Origin of the sequence: Enterococcus sp. AZ188 (genome assembly GCF_050544075.1) — a bacterium.
GTDB classification, from domain to species: domain Bacteria; phylum Bacillota; class Bacilli; order Lactobacillales; family Enterococcaceae; genus Enterococcus_D; species Enterococcus_D entomosocium.
On sequence record NZ_CP172943.1, the window covers coordinates 1873340 to 1894747 of the forward strand.

Genomic DNA, 21408 nt, shown 5'->3' on the forward strand with positions numbered 1-21408 from the left:
GAAAATGAGCCACTGAGTCTACTTAAATGCAGCAATCAGAATTGGCATCTAATGGTTTCCTTATAGCTCTTCATACATCATGCTTTGACGTAAGCGCACCAAGCCAATGGTCAACAAGCAGAGAATAAGGAAGACGGCTGCTAAGATCGTCATCACGAAGATCACCACAAAAATCGGTGAATTTGTAAAATGAATCATTGGTTCAAAGATAGTGGTCTTGATCAAGTCAGGGATCTCCGAAGCTAAGAGTTGTTGAATGGCTTGGTTAAAATCCTCTGTGGTTGAATTTGATGGCAAAACAGCCATAAAACTCCCCACGCCGTAATTGGCAACCCCAATCCACGCAATTGCGACATTTGCTAAAGCGAGCCAGCCAATGCCAAGATTACCGACAACAATCGAGCCGACAGCAAGATTGCCAATCCCAACTAAAAAGCCAAAACAGAGGTTCCCTATTGCAATAACACCGGTGCTGACTGTCCCAATCCCCAGCATTCCGAAGGACAATAAGCCAATCGATAAAAAACCTAAGCTGACAATTCCCAAAGCAATAACCCCTTTGGCTTTGACACCAAGACTAAACCAGCCGCTGGCAGTTGGTACCTCTTTCATCAGAACAAAAAACTCTCGAACGCTCGTCACTTGATTCAGTAATAAGAATAAATTGGGAATCAAAATGTGCATTAACGGAAGCCGTAGAACCCTCCGTTCACTTTTGTATTCATAATAGTAGGTTTCTTTCTTTTCTTTTAATAGCTCTTCCACTGGAGTGCCTAATAAATCGGCGAGACGAACCAATGTCTCGATGTCTGGCAACCCATTTCCTCGTTCCCATTTTGAAATGGCCTTATCAGAAACAAATAACCTCGCAGCTAATTCCTTCTGGGTTAAGTTATGTCTTGATCGATAGTCTTTTAATTTTTTACTTAATGTTTCATGCATTCGACCACACCTCCTTGTTACAAGTTTAACAAATATTAAGGAGATTTTCGCTGAAATTGGGCAAATTTGGCACTCTACGCTCCGTAGAATAGCCTAAATCCCCAATTTTTACTTTTAAAAAGCAAAAAAACGAAGGGAGCGACTTGCTCGCTTCGTTTCTTTATTCAAAATTATTTGATTGCTGCTTCGATGGCTTTCCATGCTTCTTCTTTTCCTTGTTTGGTAATGGAAGAAAAAAGAATGAACGTATCAGCTGGATCAAAGGACAACGCTTTTTTGATCATACTTTCATGCTTATTCCATTTCCCACGAGGGATTTTGTCTGCTTTGGTGGCAACAACGATCACAGGGATCTCATAATACTTTAAAAATTCATACATCTGAACATCTTCTTGGGAAGGTGCATGGCGCAAATCTACCAAAGATACTACTGCTCGCAGCTGCTCTCTTTGTTCGAGGTACGTTTCAATCATTTTTCCCCATTTTGCTCGCTCGGTTTTTGATACTTTTGCATAGCCATAGCCAGGGACATCGACAAAATGCAGCGTATTTTCAATCAAATAAAAATTCAATGTTTGGGTTTTCCCCGGTTTTGACGAGGTTCGGGCTAAGTTTTTACGGTTAATCAATGTATTGATAAAGGAAGATTTACCGACATTGGAGCGCCCTGCTAAGGCAATCTCCGGTAAGGGTGTATCTGGGTATTGTGCTGGTGAAACAGCACTAATGACGATCTCAGCTTCATGTACTTTCATTGGATCGCTCCTTTTCATTTTTTTCAAAAAGAAAGCCGGATAGCAATGAAACTATCCGACTTGGTCTCGATTAGACTGCTTTTTTTGTCTCTTCATTGTAAATGATTTTTGGTTCGCCAAGTCCTTTCGCAGCTTCTTCCGTAATAGTGACTTTTTGAATCGACTCATCAGAAGGAACATTGAACATGACTTCCATCATGATATTTTCGATGATCGAACGTAATCCACGAGCACCGGTGTTTCGCTCAATTGCTTGCGCAGCAATCGCACGTAAAGCCTCTGGCTCAAATTCGAGTTCTGTGTCATCTAATGCCATCAATTTTTGATATTGTTTGACAAGGGCATTTTTTGGTTCAGTCAAAATATGCACTAAATCATCTACCGTCAATTTCTCTAAAGCAGCCATCACTGGCAAACGGCCGATAAATTCAGGGATCAAACCGAATTTAAGCAAATCTTCAGGAATGATCTGTTGCATCACGCTCTCGCCTTCTTCAAGACGTTTGTTGTTTGTACCAAACCCAATGGTTTTTTCACCTAAGCGGTTTTTAACAATTGTTTCGATCCCGTCAAACGCCCCACCAACAATAAAGAGAATATTGGTCGTATCGATTTGGATCATCTCTTGATGCGGATGTTTCCGTCCCCCTTGAGGCGGCACACTAGCAGTGGTTCCTTCTAGGATTTTCAGCAAAGCTTGCTGAACACCTTCACCGGAGACATCACGAGTAATCGATACATTTTCACTCTTACGGGCGATTTTATCGATCTCATCAATATAGATAATCCCTTTTTCAGCCATTTCTACATTATAATCAGCAGCTTGTAAAAGCTTCAAAAGAATATTTTCCACATCTTCACCGACATAGCCGGCTTCTGTTAAACTGGTTGCATCAGCGATTGCAAAAGGCACATTCAGTGAACGTGCTAGCGTTTGTGCCAAAAATGTTTTACCTGAACCTGTTGGTCCGATCAAGCAAATATTGCTTTTCTGTAACTCCACATCTTCAGCTGTCGTTTCTACATTGACGCGTTTGTAGTGATTATAAACCGCTACAGCCAATGTTCGTTTGGCACGATCTTGTCCAATCACATATTCATTGAGGACATTCAATAGTTCTTGCGGTTTCGGCACTTCGGTAAACTCCCGAACTGCTTCTTCGTAAAACTCTTCATCAATGATTTCTTTGCACAAATCAATGCACTCATTACAGATATAGACCCCAGGCCCTGCAACGATCTTTTTCACCTCTTCTTGCGTTTTTCCGCAAAAAGAACAACGAACAGCTTCATTACCGTTTGTATTATCGTACATACTGTTCACCCCTTGAAAATTTTCCAACCTATTTAAAGGAGTGGAATTTGGTTTACTAACTTTGCAGTCTTAAACAATCATATCATAACTTTTTTGAAAGAAAAAGTCATTTTTACTTTGCCTAACGTTTTCTTATCATTTGTTAGTAATTCCGAAATACCCCCTATTTACTCCCATGAAAAAACGGCCAACACCACTAGATGTTCGCCGTTTTTAGAGTTTTGCCTACGCTTCTTTTGCAGTACCTGTTACAAGTTCAACTGCTTTTTTCATTGTAATATCATGTTTCAACATGTCTTCTGTTAAGACGCGTTTGATTTGATCTACTGGCATATTGTAAGCTTCAGAAAGTTCTTTGATTTCTTTTTCGATATCTTCTTCTGTTGCTTCCAAACCTTCTTCTTTAGCGATTGCTTCAATGACAAGGTTTGTTTTCACGCGTGTTTCTGCTTCGCCTTCAAATTGTGTGTGAAGATCTGCTTCAGTTGAACCAGTTAATTGATAATACATTTCTGGTGAGATTCCTTGACGTTGCATATTGTTCAAGAACTCATCCATTGAACGGTGTACTTCATCATGTACCATTGAATGTGGTAATTCAACGATTTCTGCGTTTTCAACTGCTTGACGGATCGCAGCTTCATCTTTTGCATCTTCTGCTGCTTTTTCTTTTGTTTCAGTCAATTCAGCACGATATTTTTCTTTTAATTCAGCTAATGATTCAACGCTGTCATCAACGTCTTTTGCGAATTCATCATCTAATTCAGGAAGTTCTTTTGCTTTTACTTCGTGAACCGTTACTTTGAAGACTGCTTCTTTACCAGCTAAATCTTCTGCTTGATAATCTTCTGGGAAAGTCACGGTAACGTCTTTGCTATCGCCAGCTTTTGTTCCTACTAATTGTTCTTCAAAACCAGGGATGAATGAGTTTGAGCCAAGTTCAAGTGAGTAGTTTTCACCTTTGCCGCCTTCAAATGTTTCTTCTCCTAAGAAGCCTTCAAAGTCGATAACGACTGTGTCGCAATTTTCAGCTGCTTCGTCTTCTTTGATAACTAATTCAGCTTGTGCTTCTTGTTCGCGTTTGATACGTGCATCAACGTCTTCTTCTGTTACTTCACGGTCTTGTTTTTCAACAGTTAAATCTTTGTAATCACCAAGTTTTACTTCAGGTTTTACTGTAACTTCTGCTTTGATTACCCAGTCTTGACCTTTTTCCATGCTGTCAACGTCGATTTTTGGTTGCGAAACAGGATCGATCCCTGCTTCTTTTACAGCAGCTTCATAAGCTTCTGGAAGAACAGCGTTCAATGCATCTTCATACAACGCTTCTTCGCCGTACATACGGTTAAATACTTGGCGTGAAACTTTCCCTTTACGGAAGCCAGGTACGTTAAGATTGCCTTTCACTTTATTGAATGCAGTCGTCAAGCCTTTTTGGATTTCCGCTTGAGCGATCGTAAATGTCAAAACACCATCATTGGTGCCTGTTTTTTCCCATTTTGCAGTCATTTATTTCCCTCCGAATATTAATTGATTTACATATGAAATAGCTTCATGCATACCTTTAAATAGTACACTAACGTTGTTTAATTGTAAACATTTTACCATGAAAGTTGCGAATTTTTCTTTCAGCGAATGCTCAAACGTAGGATATTTCGCAAGTGTCGTTTGCGTTCTTCTATTTCATTGTCTGCTTTTGGCTGTTCTTTTTCTTCAAATAACCCGCGATAATCTTCAATGTAGCTTGCCACCCATGCGTTTGCCTCTTCTTTTGCCGGTAAAAACGGGTAACTTATCGCTAAATGATCATCGATTTCTGCTGAGACACTTTCCGCTAAAATCGGGTCCTCTTGGGCGATCGTTTCTTCGATCGCTTTATGGATCGCTTTAACAGCGTCATCCTCCTGTAAAAGTTTCAATTCTTTCGGAACGATTTGCTGCATATTCCCAAGGTAATCGATTAGGTCAAAAGGTTCGTCCACTTCAAGACGCACGAGCTCATCCACTAATTTAGGTAGCAAATACGGATTTTTGATGGAAGCCAACGTGTCATGCATCAGCGAGATAAATTGTGATTTGGTAATTGCTTGGGTAAAAACGTGCCACTCTGTTGCACTCACCGGTTGATTGGCTTCATCTAATGCGCGTAAATGCTTGCGTTTCCCATGAAAATCTTCCAATCCTAAAATTTGTTGTACTTCTTCTACTTTAACTAGTTCACTAGCCAACTGTTCCTGATAGCGTTTTGGAATTTTTGTTTTCTGACCTAATGTAAGCCAGCGCCGAGTTTTTAAGTATTGACCATCCAAGATCAGCAGATGACCAATTTGTAAAAAACCATCAGTTTGTTTCAAATAATCATCTAGATAGTCTTCCGCAAGATCTAACGCTTTGGCAAAATCATTCAGCTGTTGCAAGCATTCCACGAGCCATTGATTGATCTCAAAACTGGCGTTTTTTTGATAAAGTTCATTGTACAAACGAAAAGCCTGCAAAAACTCTTTTGACTGGTAGGCTTTTTCTGCCGCCAGACGAAGCCGCTCATTTGGTCCCGGGAAATCAATCGTCTCACCCATTCACGACCCCTCCTTTACTAATTGCTTGATCTGCTAGTTAGTTTTGTGCACCAATCATTACGTGATTGGCATCCACCTGTTTATTAAAGGCCTTGATCAAATTGATGGTTACCACACTTGTTTCTGCAAAATAATCCGCAGCCTGCTGCTTATTTTTATTAAAGACGATTGGTAAATAACCGAGATAAAAGAAAACATTGAATTGCAGCACATAGCGCCCGCAAAGTTCGCGAATCAAGACCGTTTGCCAACTGAGTTCTTCTTCTACAAAAGAAATAACGCGGATGCCAAAGAGCATTTTCCCAATTGTTTGGCCATGATTCAGCTTCGTCATCAGAACAAAATAGCCCAGATAGATCGCTAAGGCACAGACGTTGTAAAGTCCAAACCGCTGGTTAGTTGCCGTTAGATTCGCTAGATTATAGATACTGCCAATCGTTATTTGCGTGATTGCCCGGATCACTAGAAGATCCACTAAAAAAGCAAACAGACGAATCCAAAAACCGGCAAAAAAGTAGCTAGGAAAGTCATTAAAGAACCGTTTGTCTTCGGTCTGTTTTTCAGGTTCTTCAAAATGTTGCCACGCTTTTTGTCTTTCTTCGATCTCACTTTGGTTATACTCTTCTTCTTGAAAAGACGTCAAGACTTGTTGATAAAAATCATCGGGATGGTTTACTTGTGCGTTCTTCATCGCTTTGCTGGCGTTTACTGGTTCGGCTGTTTCTGAAACCTGCGCTTCAGTTCGTACATCCGTATGACCGGTTGACGGTGTGGAGGTTTCGCGCTGTTCCCTTTGATCGATTGATGTACTTGTGTGATTGTCATCTGTTAACGATGCGGCAGCGGAATACTTGTTTTTATCTGTCATAGTTATTCACCTCCATAGTAATAAAGAGGTTTAGGGGCATCGCTTGTTCCTAGGCTTTCCATCAATTGGATCACTCGTTCTGTATTTGATTCTTTTAGTCCTTGCAGTTCGGCTAAACTTGAACCTAACCAAGTAGAAGCAAATCCAGTAGATGAAACGTCATAGCTGAAAATCTCTGCATCTTCCAAGCCTAGATCTGCTTGCATTGCTGCTAATGTATCTTCAGGAAAACCAATTTCATCCACTAAGCCAACAGACACTGCTTGCTGACCATCATAGATGCGGCCATCAGCGATCTTTCTAACGGCTTCTTCTGTCATGCCGCGTCCTTCAGCCACAATTTTAACGAACCGACCATAAGCATTGTCGACATAGGTCTGCAAGACTTCTTTATCGGCTTCTGTTGGCTCTCTCGTTGCTGAACCTACATCTTTTAGTGCACCACTTTTATACGTATTGTCTTCGATCCCTAGCTTTTCGAATAAGCCGGCATAGTTGAGCCCCGACATGATCACTCCGATCGAACCGGTAATCGTTTCATCCGTTGCGAAAATTTTATCAGCACCTGCCGAAATATAATAACCGCCACTGGCTGCCATGTTTTTCATACTGACATACATCGGAATCCCTAACTCTTTGATTTTTGCTAATTCACGAGCAATCTCGGCACTTTCATAGACACCACCTCCGGGAGTATTGACTTCCATCAAAATGCCCCCAATAGTTGGATCGTCTTGGATCATCCGTAGTTCTTCTAAAAACCGCTGATGATCATATGATTCTGTCGTGAATAAGCCGCCACTGGAGCTGCTGGCGATTGTTCCTTCTAAAGATAAGCGAACGATGCGATTGTCTTGATCTCCGGCAACTAACGTTGTCTCTTCGATCGCATTACTTCCGTAGAACAAAGCATTTAACCCTTGCAGCGTTTGAGTTTCCTCTTGCTCTGGACGATTTGTGATTACTGAAAAAACCCCCGAGCAGATAAATAACCCTGCTGCGATCGCCACTGCGATCCATCTTCTTTTATTCATTTTCCCACCTAACTTTTCACCTTTCCCATAATTTAGTATAGATTTTTGATGACGATCACTGCTTCTTCGTCTCCAACCGCATCAAATTTCTCGCTTTTTTCAGCTAAGACATAGCCGCCAAAAAATTCCTTTGTTAGTTCATCCTGGACTTTGAATGTTTGCGCGGTTTCCACGGTGACTGATCCGGGTAAAATTTCTTGCAAGCTGTCCCAGCCCGTATCCAACATGACCTTTGTTTCATCTGTGACATTAGGATCTTTTTCTATCGCAGCTACTATTTTCTTTAGCTCTGAAAAAGTCATACAATTTACAAATTCTGGCATTTCATTCCCTCACTTTCTTACTTTTTTATTGTAGCGAACTTAAAAAAAAAAGCATAGCTTTATGAGGAAATTTCTTGGGAATCTTATTCGACAAAGCTATGTCAGCTATTTTGATTCCCTATAGACTGGTTCAAATCAACCTTACCAATAACTATACCAATTATTTTCATATAACTTACAGTTGACAGAAACAGGAATAAATATTATGATATTGCTTGTATTTCTATAAAATATTTCACAAGGAGGATAGATAGACCAATATGGATAGCGCCTGATCTGGAAACAGATGACGAGGAAAGAGTTTATCGAAACATTCGGCGGATGACTCTAGGGACTGCACTCTACAGGCAAGAACAAATCTCATCGTAAGATGATGACAAAGACTTGCTGCGCAGATAGAAATACATAATGCCAAACTAAATTTTTTGAAAGTAGGATTATCATTATGTGTGGAATTGTAGGAATCGTAGGAAAATCAAATGCAGAACGAATTATTTTAAACGGATTGGAACGCTTAGAGTATCGGGGCTATGACTCAGCAGGCCTTTATGTCGCTGATCGGACTTCGGATCATTTAGTGAAAGCCCAAGGAAGAATCAAAAACTTGGAAGAAAAAGTGACTTCTGAAGTAACAGGAACGATCGGTATCGGACATACCCGTTGGGCGACCCATGGCAAGCCATCAGAAATGAATGCTCATCCTCACACTTCGGCAAACCAAGCACTCGTTTTGGTTCATAATGGTGTGATCGAAAACTTTGAAGAGCTTCATCAAGAATATTTAAGCAACCACCAGTTTGAAGGTCAAACAGATACCGAAATCGTTGTTCATTTGATTGAAGTGTTGAAAGAGCAAGACAACAGCACGACCAAAGCGGCCTTTAAAAAAGCTTTGTCCTTGATTCGCGGCTCTTATGCCTTTGCTTTAGTAGAAAAAAAAGATCCAGAAACCATTTATGTTGCTAAAAATAAAAGTCCCTTATTGATCGGTTTGGGAGATGGATTTAATGTCATTTGCAGCGATGCCTTAGCAATGCTCGATCAAACGACTCATTTTGTTGAGATCGAAGATGGCGAAATGGTGACCGTAACAGCCGATGCGATCGAAATCGAAGATCCAAAAGGAAACCTTGTGTACCGTGAATCTTATGAAGCACAACTAGATCTGACTGACATCGAAAAAGGAACGTACCCTTACTACATGTTAAAAGAAATCGATGATCAACCAACCGTGATGCGCCGCTTGATCCAAGAATATCAAGGAGAATCCGGTGAAGTAGTAATCGATCCAGCGTTAAAAAACGAACTTTTAGCGAGCGATCGAATCTACATCATCGCATGTGGTACCAGTAATCATGCTGGTTGGGCAGCAAAATCCATTTTAGAAAAGCTAACACAGATCCCTGTTGAGGTTCACTTATCTAGTGAGTTTGGCTACAACATGCCATTGTTGTCAGCAAAACCCTTCTTCTTGTTCTTATCACAAAGTGGTGAAACGGCAGATAGCCGTCAAGTATTAGTGACGATCAACCAGTTAGGTCTTCCTAGTCTCACGATTACCAATGTTGCTGGTTCTACTCTTTCTCGAGAAGCGAACCATACCTTATTGCTTCATGCTGGTCCAGAAATCGCCGTTGCCTCTACAAAAGCATATACCGGACAGATCGCTGTCATGACCTTATTAGCAAAAGCCATTGGTGATGAAAAAGCTGTCCCTGAAGCATTGGATTTTGACGTGTTCCATGAACTAAGCATCGTTGCTTCTGCAATGGAGGCTTTAGTGGATGAAAAAGCTGTTATCAGTCAATTTGCTGAAGATTTTCTTTCCGAAACCCGTAATGCATTTTACATTGGTCGTGGGAATGATTACTATGTATCAATGGAAGCGGCATTGAAATTAAAAGAAATTTCTTATATCCAAGCGGAAGGCTTTGCGGCTGGTGAATTAAAACACGGCACCATCGCGTTGATCGAAGAAGGTACACCAGTGATCGGTGTGATCACGGAAGAAGTGACTGGCTCTCATACGCGAGGCAATTTGAAAGAAGTCGAATCTCGTGGGGCTCACACCCTTGTGATCGTTAGTCAAGAGTTAGCAAAAGCGACTGATCAAATCATTTTGCCAAATGTTCATCCATTGGTAACCAGCTTAGTGGCAGTCGTTCCAACACAGCTGCTGGCTTACTTTGCCACTTTACAACGCGGATTCGATGTTGATAAACCAAGAAACTTAGCAAAATCCGTTACCGTTGAATAGTTTTTTAAAAAACTGAAACCGAATTGGTTATCTTCTGTTTAATAAAAAGAACTCCTCGTTCGATGACTCGATCGTTCATAGGGGTTCTTTTTTCTTGTTTTCTGCCCAACAAATCCGAAAAGACTTTTAAAAGCAACTATACTTCGCAAGGCTTGCCCACGGCGTGTTCCCTTTTAAGCGTTGTCGACAAATTCGTTGACAAGTTTCTCTAGTTCGCAAGTTGGCTTCTTGCTGGTAAGTAGACAAAAAAGACGACCAAAGAATATCTTTGATCGTCTTACTTCTTCATTTATTCCGCACCGATTTCTTCTCGAACGACCGCTGCGATTTTTTCAACATAGTAATCGACTTTTTCAATGGTTGGTGCTTCTGCCATCACCCGAAGCAATGGTTCTGTTCCTGAAGGACGAACCAAGATCCGGCCTTCACCGTTCATTTCTGCTTCTGTCTCTTCCACGATTTTACGGATAGCTGGAACATCCATCGCACCATTTTTATCTGTCACTCGAATGTTGACAAGTTTTTGTGGATAGATCGTTACCTCTCCTGCTAATTCCGACAGTTTCTTGCCCGTTTGTTTCATGATATTCAATAGTTGAATTCCTGATAGTAAACCGTCACCTGTCGTATTGAAATCCAAGAAAATCATATGCCCTGATTGCTCGCCACCGAAATTATAATCGTTTTTACGCATTTCTTCTACGACATAACGGTCACCGACTTGTGTGATCACATCTTTCAGACCAATTGCTTCCACTGCTTTGTGGAACCCTAAATTGCTCATGACTGTTGTAACGATCGTTCCTTGGTTCAAGCGTTTTTGTTCTGCTAAATATTTTGCACAGATATACATGATCTTATCGCCATCAACGATATTTCCTAGTTCATCAACTGCGATGACCCGATCGCCATCTCCATCAAATGCAAGACCAGCATCGGCCCCTTTTTCAACGACGAATTCGGCTAATGGTTCGGGGTGAGTCGAACCAACACCATCATTGATGTTCAACCCATCTGGGGAAGTTCCCATTGTGAAGAATTCTGTTTCTAGATCGGCAAACAAACGATTAACGCTTGTAGCTGTTGCGCCATTTGCTGCATCGACACAAACCGTGATCCCTTCTAAATCGTCAGGAATCGTTTGACGTAGAAATTGAGAGTATTTCAATAACCCTTCTGGGAACTCATCCACCGTTCCTAAGCCATCGGCAGAAGGTCGAGGAAGTGTATCTTCCGGCGCATCAAGCAATGCTTCAATTTCAGCTTCTTGTTCATCGACTAATTTAAAGCCATCATTTCCGAAGAACTTGATCCCATTGTCTTGTGCAGGATTGTGAGAGGCAGAGATCATCACACCTGCGCTTGCTTTTTGTACTTTCGTCAAGTATGCCACTCCTGGTGTGGAAATAACGCCTAATTGAAATACCTCGATCCCAACGGATAACAAACCAGCAATCAATGCGCTTTCTAGCATTTGTCCAGAAATTCGTGTGTCTCGCCCAACCAATACGCGAGGACGACGGTCTCCGGTTTCATGTTGACTTAGTACATAGCCGCCGTAACGCCCCAATTTAAATGCTAACTCAGGTGTCAATTCCTTGTTAGCTTCTCCTCTAACACCATCAGTACCAAAATATTTTCCCATTTTAATAACCTCTCTTATTCATTCTCTACAGTCAAACGACTAAGAACTACTTGTCGTCGTGCTGCTTGCGGAATTCTCTGTTTGTTCGTTCGTCGTGTCGTCTGTTGAAGAGTTGTCTTGAGAATTCTCACTATTCACTGCTTCATTGCTATCATTGTTTGATTGATTCTCCGTAGTAGCTTCTGCAACCGGTGTGATTTGGATCGTCACGACCGTTGGATTGATTGTTGTCCCCTCAGGCACTGGAATGGTTACTGTCCGTTCCGTCGTTGTCGTGATCTCACTAACGTCCACCGGCACACCGATCTGTTGGGTTTCATCCAAGATACTTTGTGGTCCTGTCAGAACGGCACTGATACTACTCATGCGATAAATGTAATGGGAGATCCCGTCTGGAGTTGTCCCTTGTTGTGTAACAAACAATTCAATTTCTTTGCTTGGAGCCTCCATCACCAATGCAACATCTACCGAATCAGGATCCGCGATGATCGCTAATGGATTGTTGTCGCTATCCCAGGCTTCGATGGTTCCATTGACAGTGATCGAATCCCCAGTGATATCATCTGGATTTACGATCGCTACCACTCGGTCGATTTCAGCTAATGTTTGATCGCCAGTTGTGATTTCTACTTTCTGCGGATCGACACTCATTGAATCGACGCCGTAACCACTCGTTGCTCCGTCAGTGGAGATGACGGGTTCAACGGTAAACGTTTGGGTCACTTTTTTCTCGATCGTCACAGTGACTGTTTTTGGTTCGATTTCAGCTGTGACGCTTGAACTAAGATTTTTTACTTCTAAAGGGACCTCATGGGTTCCTTCATCGAGCCCAGTCAAATCAGCTACGACTCGAAAGCTCCGTGTTTCCTCACTACGTTCTGCATTCAATTGTACCCGATTTCGACTAGATAAAGTCACATCCACTGTTGTTTCAAATCCTTGGATGAAGTATTCATCCGTGTCGTAGGTGGTCTGAATCGGTACATTTTCGATCTCTTCCTCATAAGGATTTGATGTTCCCGCAAGATTGACTTGCAGGCTTGATCCGCTGGCGATGAAAAACAAAACCAGACTAAAGAACAGCGCTAGTATACCATAAAATACGTTTTGACGACGCTCTTTCTTGATCATTTTCTTCCTCCTTTGTTGACCCCTTCAAAGAAAGATTGCAGCAAGTTGCGTTTGCCAGGTTTTTCTTCCGGAACTAATTCGCGATTCAACACGTCGAGATACTCTTGGCGAGAAAGTTCAGTCAACATGCGATTATTTAGCGTAATACTAACGTCGCCGGTTTCTTCTGAGACGATAATGGTCAATGCGTCACTGACTTCTGATATCCCAACAGCTGCTCTATGACGTGTCCCGAATTCTTTCGGAATCAGTGGACTTTCTGACAATGGCAAGTAGGCACTAGCAACAGCGATCTTATCATCTCTTAAAATGACTGCACCATCATGCAGCGGTGTATTAGGAATAAAAATATTGATCAGTAGTTCGCCCGTCACATCCGCATCTAAGGGAATCCCAGTTTCGATGTATTCTTCTAAACCAGTCGTCCGCTCGATCGTGATCAATGCACCGATCTTTCGTTTTGCCATATATTGAACAGCTTTGTCCAGTGCTTGGACCAAAACTTCATCCCGCCGTTTTTCGTTTTTAGAAGTCTTGAAGAAAGAGCTGCGTCCAAGATGCTCTAGCCCCCGTCGAATTTCTGGTTGGAAAATAACAATTGCGGCGATCACCCCATAAGTAATGACTTGATCCATCAACCAAGATAGCGTCTTTAATCCTACGATACCAGCCAAAAACCTTAGAACAATGAACAGTCCGACTCCTTTGAACAACTGGATCGCTTTTGTCCCTCGCACAAGCTGGATAAGCTTATAAACCAAGTACCAAACAACGATCACATCTAAAACATTTACTAAAAAAGACCAAGAAAATATATCAAATGAGAGCAATTCTCTCCAATAATCTAAATTAAAAAAATCCCTGAAATTTATCAACATAAACAGCCTTCCTTTATTCTTAAGACTTCAGATAATAGTATAACATAGGACCTCTTCAAAGATTTGAAAAAAAACAAATTTATGAAAAAGTTTTGAAAAAATAAACAGCTCTTTTATTTAGTTTACCATTATCATGAAATCATTGTTTGTCAAAGGTCTTAGAAGATTTCATCTAAAAGAGCTTCTTGCACGCATTTCATAGGAAAAACAACAAACGACCCTGAAAAAACGTGATAAAGCGTTTTTCCAGGGTCGTTCCTCAGCTAGCGATTATTCTTGCTGACGACGTTTTGCGCGCGCTGCACGCCGTGCTGCTCTTTCAGCGAGCTGTTCTTCGCTTAACGGCTGTTTTTCTCTTCGCACACGCTCCGTTTTTACTGCCATTGGTTGTTCTGTATCAGTACTTACATTTTTTTCAAGCTTTGCTCGAATTTTTTCTTCTTGACCTGCTAAGCGGGCATAGTTATAGAAACGAGTTTTCGCATCTGAAACGGTTTTTTCAAACAAGGCTTGCGCCGCATTGGGATTGGCAGACTGCAAGGAAGCAAATCGGACTTGGGTCTGCATAAAGGCAGGCATTTGATCAAATGCTGGCTTTTTGAAATCGAGCGTCATTGGCTGTTTCCCATTTTCTGCCAACAGCGGGTTATAGCGGTAGAGACTCCAATACCCTGATGCAACTGCTTCTTGCGCTTCTTTCAAGGATTGACGCATTCCGCCAGCAAGACCGTGAGTGATACATGGCGTATAGGCAATGATGATTGACGGTCCCGGGAACCGCTCGGCTTCTTCAAAGGCTTTGATCGTTTGCATTTGATTAGCACCAGATGCGATTTGTGCGACGTAGACATGTCCGTAGGTCATCGCCATCATTCCTAAATCTTTTTTGGAAACAAACTTGCCACTAGCAGCGAATTTAGCAATAGCCGAAGTTGGTGTCGCTTTGGAGACTTGCCCCCCCGTATTGGAATAAACTTCATTATCTAACACAAGAATATTGACATCTGCACCAGAAGCGAGAACATGATCGATACCGCCAAACCCAATATCATATGCCCAGCCATCGCCACCTATCATCCATTGGCTTGGCTTAACAAACAAATCTTTTTCCTGCAGGATTTTGTTCAGCTGAGGTGTCGTGGAAGCCTCAGCTTCTAAGGCGGCGATCAATTTTGCTGCTCGCTGCTGTGTCCCAGCACTTTCTTCTCGATGAAGGTCCCAATCATCAATCAAAGCCTGCAATTCTTCTGATACAGCGGCTTTCAATGACTGCAACTGGGCTGCTAATTTCTCCCGTCGGGTTTGGTTGGCTAAGAACATGCCATAGCCATATTCGGCATTGTCTTCAAACAGCGAGTTTGACCAAGCTGGACCCTGTCCTAAGTGATTGGTTGTATAAGGGGATACTGGTGAGGTTCCACCCCAAATCGAAGAGCAACCGGTCGCATTGGCGATCATCATGCGATCACCAAACATTTGGGTCAGAAGTTTGACATAAGGGGTTTCCCCACAGCCCGCACAAGCACCAGAGAACTCCAATAAGGGCTTATTGAATTGGGAGCCCAAAACAGTTCCTGGTTTTGCTGGATTTTCCTTTTGGCGTAAAGTCATCGCAAAAGCCCAATTTAAAGCTTGCTCTTTTTGTTCTTCGTAAGGACGCATCGTCAAGGCTTTCCCTTTGGCGGGACATGCCTCCACACAAAGGCCGCAACCTGTACAATCTTCAACGGAAACTTGAATTCGATATTTTTGGCCGTTCGCTCCTCGCATCTCTCTGACGATAAAGCCTTCCGGTGCTTCGGTTAATTCATCTTCATCTGCCAAAAACGGGCGGATCGCCGCATGAGGACAGACGAAGGCACACTCATTGCACATGGTACAGCGATCTGATAGCCACTCAGGCACTTCAACAGCGATGCCCCGCTTCTCAACCGCTGTTGTCCCGACAGGGATCACCCCTTCAGTCATTTGGTTCCTTACGAGGGTGCCGACGGATAGTTGATTGCCTTCTTGACGGTTGATGGGTTCCACGATTTCCCGCACAAATTGTGTCATAGCAGTGGATGTCCTTTCCGGCACTTCGATTGTTGCCCACTCGCTTGGAACAGGGATTTCTTGTAATAATTCGATGGTGCGATCAATGGCTGCTTGGTTCTTTTCAACGATCGCCATCGATTTGTGCCGATAACTTTTCAGCGCCTCTTCTTTTAAAATCGGCAAGATTTCCTCGGTCGGAATGATGTTTGCCAAGTAAAAGAAGGCTGTTTCCATCGCGGTATTGATCCGCCCACCTAAGCCAACTTCCATTGCCAACTGCATGGCGTTGATGGTATAAAAACGGATCTCGTTTTCAGCAAGATAACGTTTCATCTTCTTCGGTAGATTATTTAAAATTTGCTCTTGTGACCAGGTCGTATTTAATAAAAAGGTTCCGCCTTTTTTGAGTCCTTTCAGCAAATCATACGTATGCAAATACGCAGGCGTATGACATGCAACGAAATCCGCGTGTTCGATCAGATAGGTAGAACGAATGGGGGTATCCCCAAATCGCAGATGGGAAACCGTTAGACCACCAGATTTTTTCGAATCATAGTGGAAATAGCCTTGCACATATTTTTCGGTATGGTCACCGATGATTTTGATTGCTGACTTATTCGCCCCAACGGTCCCATCAGAGCCAAATCCCCAGAATTTCGCTTGGAAGGTGGATGGATCAGTTAGATCTAGCGTGCCTTTTGAGGGCAACGACAATTGCGTCACATCATCCGTGATCCCAATGGTGAAGCGTTTCTTTTGGCTCGCTTTTGGCTTAATCAATTCGTCATAAACGGCAACGATTTGATCAGGCGTCACATCTTTTGACCCAAGACCATAGCGTCCACCAATGATCGTCGGCCGAATCGCTGCATCATACATGGCACTTTGCACATCCAAAAGCAAAGACTCTCCGTTGGCACCAGGTTCTTTGCTGCGATCCAATACAGCGATACTTTTGACGGTAGCAGGCATTTTTTCTAAGAAGACTTCTAATGGGAACGGTCGATACAGATGGATCGACAAGACTCCCACCTTGCGTCCAGAAGCGCACAAATGATCCACCGTTTGCTGGATCGTTTGCGTTGAGGACCCCATCGAAACGATAACTTCTTCGGCGTCCGCAGCACCATAATAGTCCACTAAATCATAGTTGGTTCCTCTTAAAGCATTGATTTTCTTCATGTAAAAACGAACGATCTCAGGCAATGTTTGATAGTGCTGATTGATCGTTTCCCGCTGTTGAAAATGGATATCAGGATTTTGATTCGTCCCACTCGTTGTTGGGTGATTCGGATTCATCGCTTTTTGACGAAAAGCAGCCAACTTTTCATGATTAACCAGTTGTGCGAGTTCTTCATAGTCCAGCACCTCGATTTTTTGAATCTCGTGACTGGTTCGGAAACCATCAAAAAAGTTTAAAAATGGAATGTTGGCTTCAATTGCTGCTAAATGAGCGACTGGCGCTAAATCCATTACTTCTTGAACACTGCTTTCCGCTAGCATAGCAAAGCCTGTTTGTCGAGTGGCCATTACGTCGGTATGATCTCCGAAAATATTCAAGGCATTGGTTGTTACTGCTCGGCTGGCGACATGAAAGACGCCTGGCAGCATTTCCCCAGCAATCTTGTACATATTTGGTACCATTAACAAAAGTCCCTGAGATGCCGTATAGGTCGTCGTTAAGGCACCGGTTTTTAATGAGCCGTGAACCACACCCGCCGCCCCTGCTTCAGATTGCATTTCAACCACTTTCACCGGCTGCCCAAAAAGATTATGCTTTCCCTGAGCAGACCACTGATCCACTAATTCAGCCATGGTTGAACTAGGGGTTATCGGATAGATCGCCGCAAGTTCCGTAAAGGCATAGGAAATATAGGCAGCTGCCGTATTGCCATCCATTGTTTTTCTTTTTCTCATCTATATAACTTCCTTTAATCATCATTTTGCACAATAAAACACAATTCATTATAGCTGAAAATCAAGGAATATAAAAGCACCGGCTGGGTAATTTTCTTTATTTCGTGAAACGAAATACATAGTATTTAGCTAATTCCCCTCCTCATTTCACAGACTCGGATCAAAAGACCTGAGGCTTTTCTTTCAGTAGAAACTTCGGTAAACTAAAAGAAAAAGGAGGAATCTTAATGGATATTTCAATCATCAAAGCACAAGAAACAAATGCGGTAACAGGGATACATATCGGAGACCCTTCCGCTAAACCGATCGTCGAATTTATGAATTTGCGTTGTCCTTATTGTCGGCAATGGTTTGAGGAATCGTTACCGATCTTAAGTGAAGCTGTCACAGCTGGGAAACTACGCCGTGTCATCAAATTATTCGACAAAGAAAAAGAATCATTGCAACGAGGCAATGTGATGCATCGGTTTGTTTCCAGTACAGATCCTCAGGCAACGATCGCTGAGATTACAAAAATTTATCAAACACAAGACGAATGGGGTCATTTATCTTTAAATGAAGTGGCAGAATATGCGAAAAATACCTTAGGGCTATCTGAACAAAATCATCCTGCGATCGCCGGAGAAATTGTGGAAGAAGCGAAAAACGCCAACATTCAATTTGTGCCAACGATTATCTTAGATGGGCACATTTTTGATGAATCGATCACTGCTGAGGAATTAACTGCATTGATCAATGAGTAACCACAAATAAAAGAGCAGGAGCAGATTTGACGCGAACATCCACGTCAAATCTGCTCCTGCTCTTTTAATTCATTTTTATTCCATTCGACTAGCTGACTTGTTCACGAAGATGATCGGCAAATTCGTTGATTTTTCGAATGCGATGATTGATCCCTGATTTCGAGATCGCTCCTGATGGAATCATTTCTCCTAGCTCTTTCAAGCTGACCTCGGGATGTTCCAAACGTAATTCGGCGATTTCTTGCAGCTTTTCAGGTAGAGCTTGCAAGCCAACTCGATCTTGAATAAACTCGATATTGTCGATCTGCTTCGAAGCAGCATCGATCGTTTTGTTCATATTGGCGGTTTCACAATTCACCAAACGGTTGACTGAGTTACGCATGTCTCGCACGATCCGCACGTCCTCGAATTTCAACATGGAATTGGTGGCGCCGATCAGAGTCAAAAAATCAGCGATTTTCTCAGCGCCTTTCAAGTAAGAAATATACCCATTTCTACGTTCTAATGCACGGGCATTCAAACCATATGCGTTTAGCATATCGCAAATATCTTGGTTATGCTCCTCGTAGATGGAATAAATCTCTAAGTGATAGCGGCTAGTTTCTGGATTGTTGATCGATCCTGATGCCATGAAAGCCCCTCGTAAATAGGAACGCATTTTTTGAGTATTGCCCATGATCTCATCAGAAACATGGCTTTGAAACATCAGCCCGTCCATGATATCTAAGTCCAAAAGCACGCGCTTTGTCTCTTGCTTCAAACGAACGATGTAGACGTTGTTCTTTTTTAATTTCATTTTGCGACGGACCAGCAACTCGCTGCGCACGTCGTAATGATCTTTTAGTAAAGAGTAGATGCGTCTGGCAATCGCCGCGTTTTCTGTTTGAACGTTTAAAACAAATTGCTGGTTGTTGATACTTAATGACCCATTCATCCGAATCAAAGCTGCCAGTTCTGCCTTGGCATGTTCGCGATGAACTTCTAATGCAGTCAATTCTTTTTTTACTTCTGCTGCAAAGGACATTAAAAAATCCCTCCTTTCTTAGATTTTGGCCCCGTAAACGATACGTAGAAGTTCTTCAATCACTTTATCTCCGTCATGAAAAACTCCGCCATCTCTAAGCTCCAGAAAGTCAGCTGAAATGACACGGCTGGCTTCTTCTCGCAGTCCTTGGAAATCGTGTTTCACTTGTACAAGATATTCATCATAAATCTCTGGGTCCATATATCCTTCTGGAACTTTCTCGGTGTTGACTAACACCGTATCAATAAAGGGTTTGCCTAAATGCTTATGCAAGACTCGCACATGGTCGGCATCACTAAAGTGTTCGGTTTCACCTTTTTGGGTCATGATATTACAAATATAAACCGTTTCAGCTTGTGTTTCCAACATTGCTTGGCCGATCTCGCTGATCATGAGATTGGGCAAAATACTAGTAAAGAGACTACCAGGACCCAAGACGATCATATCTGCCTCCATAATTGAAGAAACAACTTTACGAGCTGCTTTCGGCTCATCATTATTTTCTTGATTACGAACAAAGACCCGTTCGATCGTTTTGCGATCAACCGCGATTTTGGACTCTCCTACCGCTTCGGTGCCGTCTTTAAAAACAGCGTGCAACACCAATGGCAGATCTGAGGAAGGATATACTCGTCCATCGATATGCATGATTTTCGACAAAATTTGAATGGCTTCATAGGTACTGCTACGCATTTCAGCAATCGCCGCAATAATCAAGTTCCCAAGGGCATGATTGGCTAAAAATTTGTCTTCCGCTTTAAAACGGTATTGAAAAATATCATTATATAATTGCGGCATATCAGATAGAGCCGCCAGAACATTGCGCAGATCCCCCGGTGGTGAAATAGAGGAAACCAAATTGCGGATCTCGCCGCTGCTACCGCCATCATCAGCGACCGTAACGATCGCTGTGATGTCGACACCTTGATTCCGCAAGCTCTTCAGGATGACTGGTAACCCAGTTCCGCCACCTACCACAACGATCTTCGGCTTTCTGATCCGGTACGTTTTCATTTTCATGAACGATTCACCGTCTCTTTGCGCTTATCTTTGTCGCGATGAGTAATATTGACGCGATAGTCTTCTGCCAAAACCGCCCCGATGCGCTCCGATAATGCAACCGAACGGTGTTGACCCCCAGTACAGCCGATAGCCACCGTCAAGCTGCTTTTACCTTCCTTGACATAGCCTGGCATGATCGTTTGCAACAGTGTACTAAATTGCTGATAGAATTCTTCCGTTTCTGGAAAAGACATGACGTAATCATACACGGGTTCATCTTTACCCGTTAAAGGACGCAACTCTGGAATGTAATGGGGATTCGGTAAGAAACGAACATCCATCACGATATCAGCATCGATCGGCAAGCCATACTTGAAGCCAAACGAAAGTATTTCAATACGAAACCCTGTCTCATGAGAAGCACGAAATTCTTGATTGATTTTTTCTCTCAGTTGCCGAGGGGTCAACGTCGTTGTGTCGATAACAATACTGGCGCGCGTCTTCAAATCGTTTAAGATCGCTCGCTCTTTGCGAATGCCTTCCGTAACTAAGCCATCCATCGCTAATGGATGTGCTCTTCTCGTTTCCTTATATCTTGACACCAATTCATTGTCCGATGCATCTAAAAAGAGCATCCGTGTGTCGATAAAATTCGTGTTTTCAATATCGATCAGCATACTTTGGATTTCTTCAAAAAACGATCTTGAACGCAGATCGACAACTAAGGCAATTTTTGTCACTTTTCCTGATTCTTTGATCAGTTCCCAAAATTTAGGGATCAAGCTTGGGGGCATATTGTCGATACAAAAGTACCCCATATCTTCAAAACTCTGGATCGCGACTGTTTTGCCGGCTCCGCTCATCCCAGTAATAATGACCAATTCTAAATGATCCACTTCAGTCATAGGTAAAACTCCTTTCTGAAACAACTCTATTATATCATGCCGGGCGTATCATTGGA

17 protein-coding genes are annotated in these 21408 nt (G+C 42.4%); 2 read left to right on the forward strand and 15 right to left on the reverse strand.

What is annotated here, in order from left to right; all coding sequences use genetic code 11:
- Nucleotides 1-60 precede the first annotated feature (60 nt).
- The 8 genes from IGI86_RS08730 to IGI86_RS08765 all read right to left on the reverse strand — a co-directional run bounded on the left by IGI86_RS08730 (nucleotide 61) and on the right by IGI86_RS08765 (nucleotide 7813).
- Nucleotides 61-942 (reverse strand): helix-turn-helix transcriptional regulator, encoded by an 882-nt coding sequence (locus IGI86_RS08730; protein ID WP_005235716.1) that lies wholly within the window; start codon nucleotides 940-942, stop codon nucleotides 61-63.
- Nucleotides 943-1112: 170 nt separating this feature from the next.
- Nucleotides 1113-1697, reverse strand: coding sequence for a ribosome biogenesis GTP-binding protein YihA/YsxC (yihA, locus tag IGI86_RS08735; RefSeq protein ID WP_008382206.1), 585 nt, complete (start codon nucleotides 1695-1697; stop codon nucleotides 1113-1115).
- A 70-nt stretch (nucleotides 1698-1767) separates the two neighbouring features.
- Complete coding sequence (gene clpX, locus IGI86_RS08740) at nucleotides 1768-3012, reverse strand: ATP-dependent Clp protease ATP-binding subunit ClpX (protein WP_005235713.1); 1245 nt, start codon at nucleotides 3010-3012, stop codon at nucleotides 1768-1770.
- A 225-nt stretch (nucleotides 3013-3237) separates the two neighbouring features.
- A complete protein-coding gene (tig, locus tag IGI86_RS08745; protein WP_430617936.1) occupies nucleotides 3238-4521 on the reverse strand; it encodes a trigger factor in 1284 nt (427 codons plus the stop codon).
- Between the two features lie 119 nt (nucleotides 4522-4640).
- A complete protein-coding gene (locus IGI86_RS08750) occupies nucleotides 4641-5588 on the reverse strand; it encodes a hypothetical protein (RefSeq protein ID WP_086299396.1) in 948 nt (315 codons plus the stop codon).
- A 37-nt stretch (nucleotides 5589-5625) separates the two neighbouring features.
- Nucleotides 5626-6456 carry an RDD family protein gene (locus IGI86_RS08755; RefSeq protein WP_086299395.1) on the reverse strand — a complete coding sequence of 277 codons (831 nt, stop codon included), beginning with the start codon at nucleotides 6454-6456 and terminating at the stop codon, nucleotides 5626-5628.
- 2 nt (nucleotides 6457-6458) lie between these two features.
- On the reverse strand, nucleotides 6459-7490 hold the full coding sequence (sppA, locus tag IGI86_RS08760; RefSeq protein WP_086299394.1) for a signal peptide peptidase SppA: 1032 nt from the start codon (nucleotides 7488-7490) through the stop codon (nucleotides 6459-6461).
- A 32-nt stretch (nucleotides 7491-7522) separates the two neighbouring features.
- Complete coding sequence (locus IGI86_RS08765; protein WP_005235701.1) at nucleotides 7523-7813, reverse strand: hypothetical protein; 291 nt, start codon at nucleotides 7811-7813, stop codon at nucleotides 7523-7525.
- Nucleotides 7814-8258: 445 nt separating this feature from the next.
- Here IGI86_RS08765 and glmS point away from each other — a divergent pair, with 445 nt between their 5' ends.
- The gene (gene glmS, locus IGI86_RS08770; RefSeq protein WP_008382201.1) at nucleotides 8259-10070 is read left to right on the forward strand and encodes a glutamine--fructose-6-phosphate transaminase (isomerizing); all 1812 of its coding nucleotides are present in this window, start codon (nucleotides 8259-8261) and stop codon (nucleotides 10068-10070) included.
- Between the two features lie 289 nt (nucleotides 10071-10359).
- Here glmS and glmM read toward each other — a convergent pair whose 3' ends face one another.
- The 4 genes from glmM to nifJ all read right to left on the reverse strand — a co-directional run bounded on the left by glmM (nucleotide 10360) and on the right by nifJ (nucleotide 17678).
- Nucleotides 10360-11715, reverse strand: a complete 1356-nt coding sequence (glmM, locus tag IGI86_RS08775; RefSeq protein WP_016620049.1) for a phosphoglucosamine mutase — start codon at nucleotides 11713-11715, stop codon at nucleotides 10360-10362.
- Between the two features lie 39 nt (nucleotides 11716-11754).
- Nucleotides 11755-12846, reverse strand: coding sequence for a CdaR family protein (locus IGI86_RS08780; RefSeq protein ID WP_016620048.1), 1092 nt, complete (start codon nucleotides 12844-12846; stop codon nucleotides 11755-11757).
- Nucleotides 12843-13724: a diadenylate cyclase CdaA gene (gene cdaA, locus IGI86_RS08785; RefSeq protein ID WP_005235688.1), complete on the reverse strand. Its 882-nt coding sequence runs from the start codon at nucleotides 13722-13724 to the stop codon at nucleotides 12843-12845. The genes IGI86_RS08780 and cdaA overlap by 4 nt, the downstream gene beginning before the upstream one ends.
- A 270-nt stretch (nucleotides 13725-13994) precedes the next feature.
- Entirely contained in the window at nucleotides 13995-17678 is a 3684-nt protein-coding gene (nifJ, locus tag IGI86_RS08790) for a pyruvate:ferredoxin (flavodoxin) oxidoreductase (RefSeq protein WP_086299392.1), read from the reverse strand.
- 227 nt (nucleotides 17679-17905) lie between these two features.
- Between nifJ and IGI86_RS08795 the strand changes: the two genes are divergently transcribed.
- Complete coding sequence (locus tag IGI86_RS08795) at nucleotides 17906-18421, forward strand: DsbA family protein (protein WP_016611872.1); 516 nt, start codon at nucleotides 17906-17908, stop codon at nucleotides 18419-18421.
- Nucleotides 18422-18509: 88 nt separating this feature from the next.
- Here IGI86_RS08795 and whiA read toward each other — a convergent pair whose 3' ends face one another.
- From whiA to rapZ, 3 genes are read right to left on the reverse strand one after another with little or no spacing between them, the layout of a single operon-like run.
- On the reverse strand, nucleotides 18510-19445 hold the full coding sequence (gene whiA, locus IGI86_RS08800; RefSeq protein ID WP_005235679.1) for a DNA-binding protein WhiA: 936 nt from the start codon (nucleotides 19443-19445) through the stop codon (nucleotides 18510-18512).
- Between the two features lie 18 nt (nucleotides 19446-19463).
- Entirely contained in the window at nucleotides 19464-20465 is a 1002-nt protein-coding gene (locus IGI86_RS08805) for a gluconeogenesis factor YvcK family protein (RefSeq protein WP_008382192.1), read from the reverse strand.
- Nucleotides 20462-21352, reverse strand: a complete 891-nt coding sequence (gene rapZ / locus IGI86_RS08810) for an RNase adapter RapZ (protein WP_005235675.1) — start codon at nucleotides 21350-21352, stop codon at nucleotides 20462-20464. The genes IGI86_RS08805 and rapZ overlap by 4 nt, the downstream gene beginning before the upstream one ends.
- Between the last annotated feature and the right edge of the window lie 56 nt (nucleotides 21353-21408).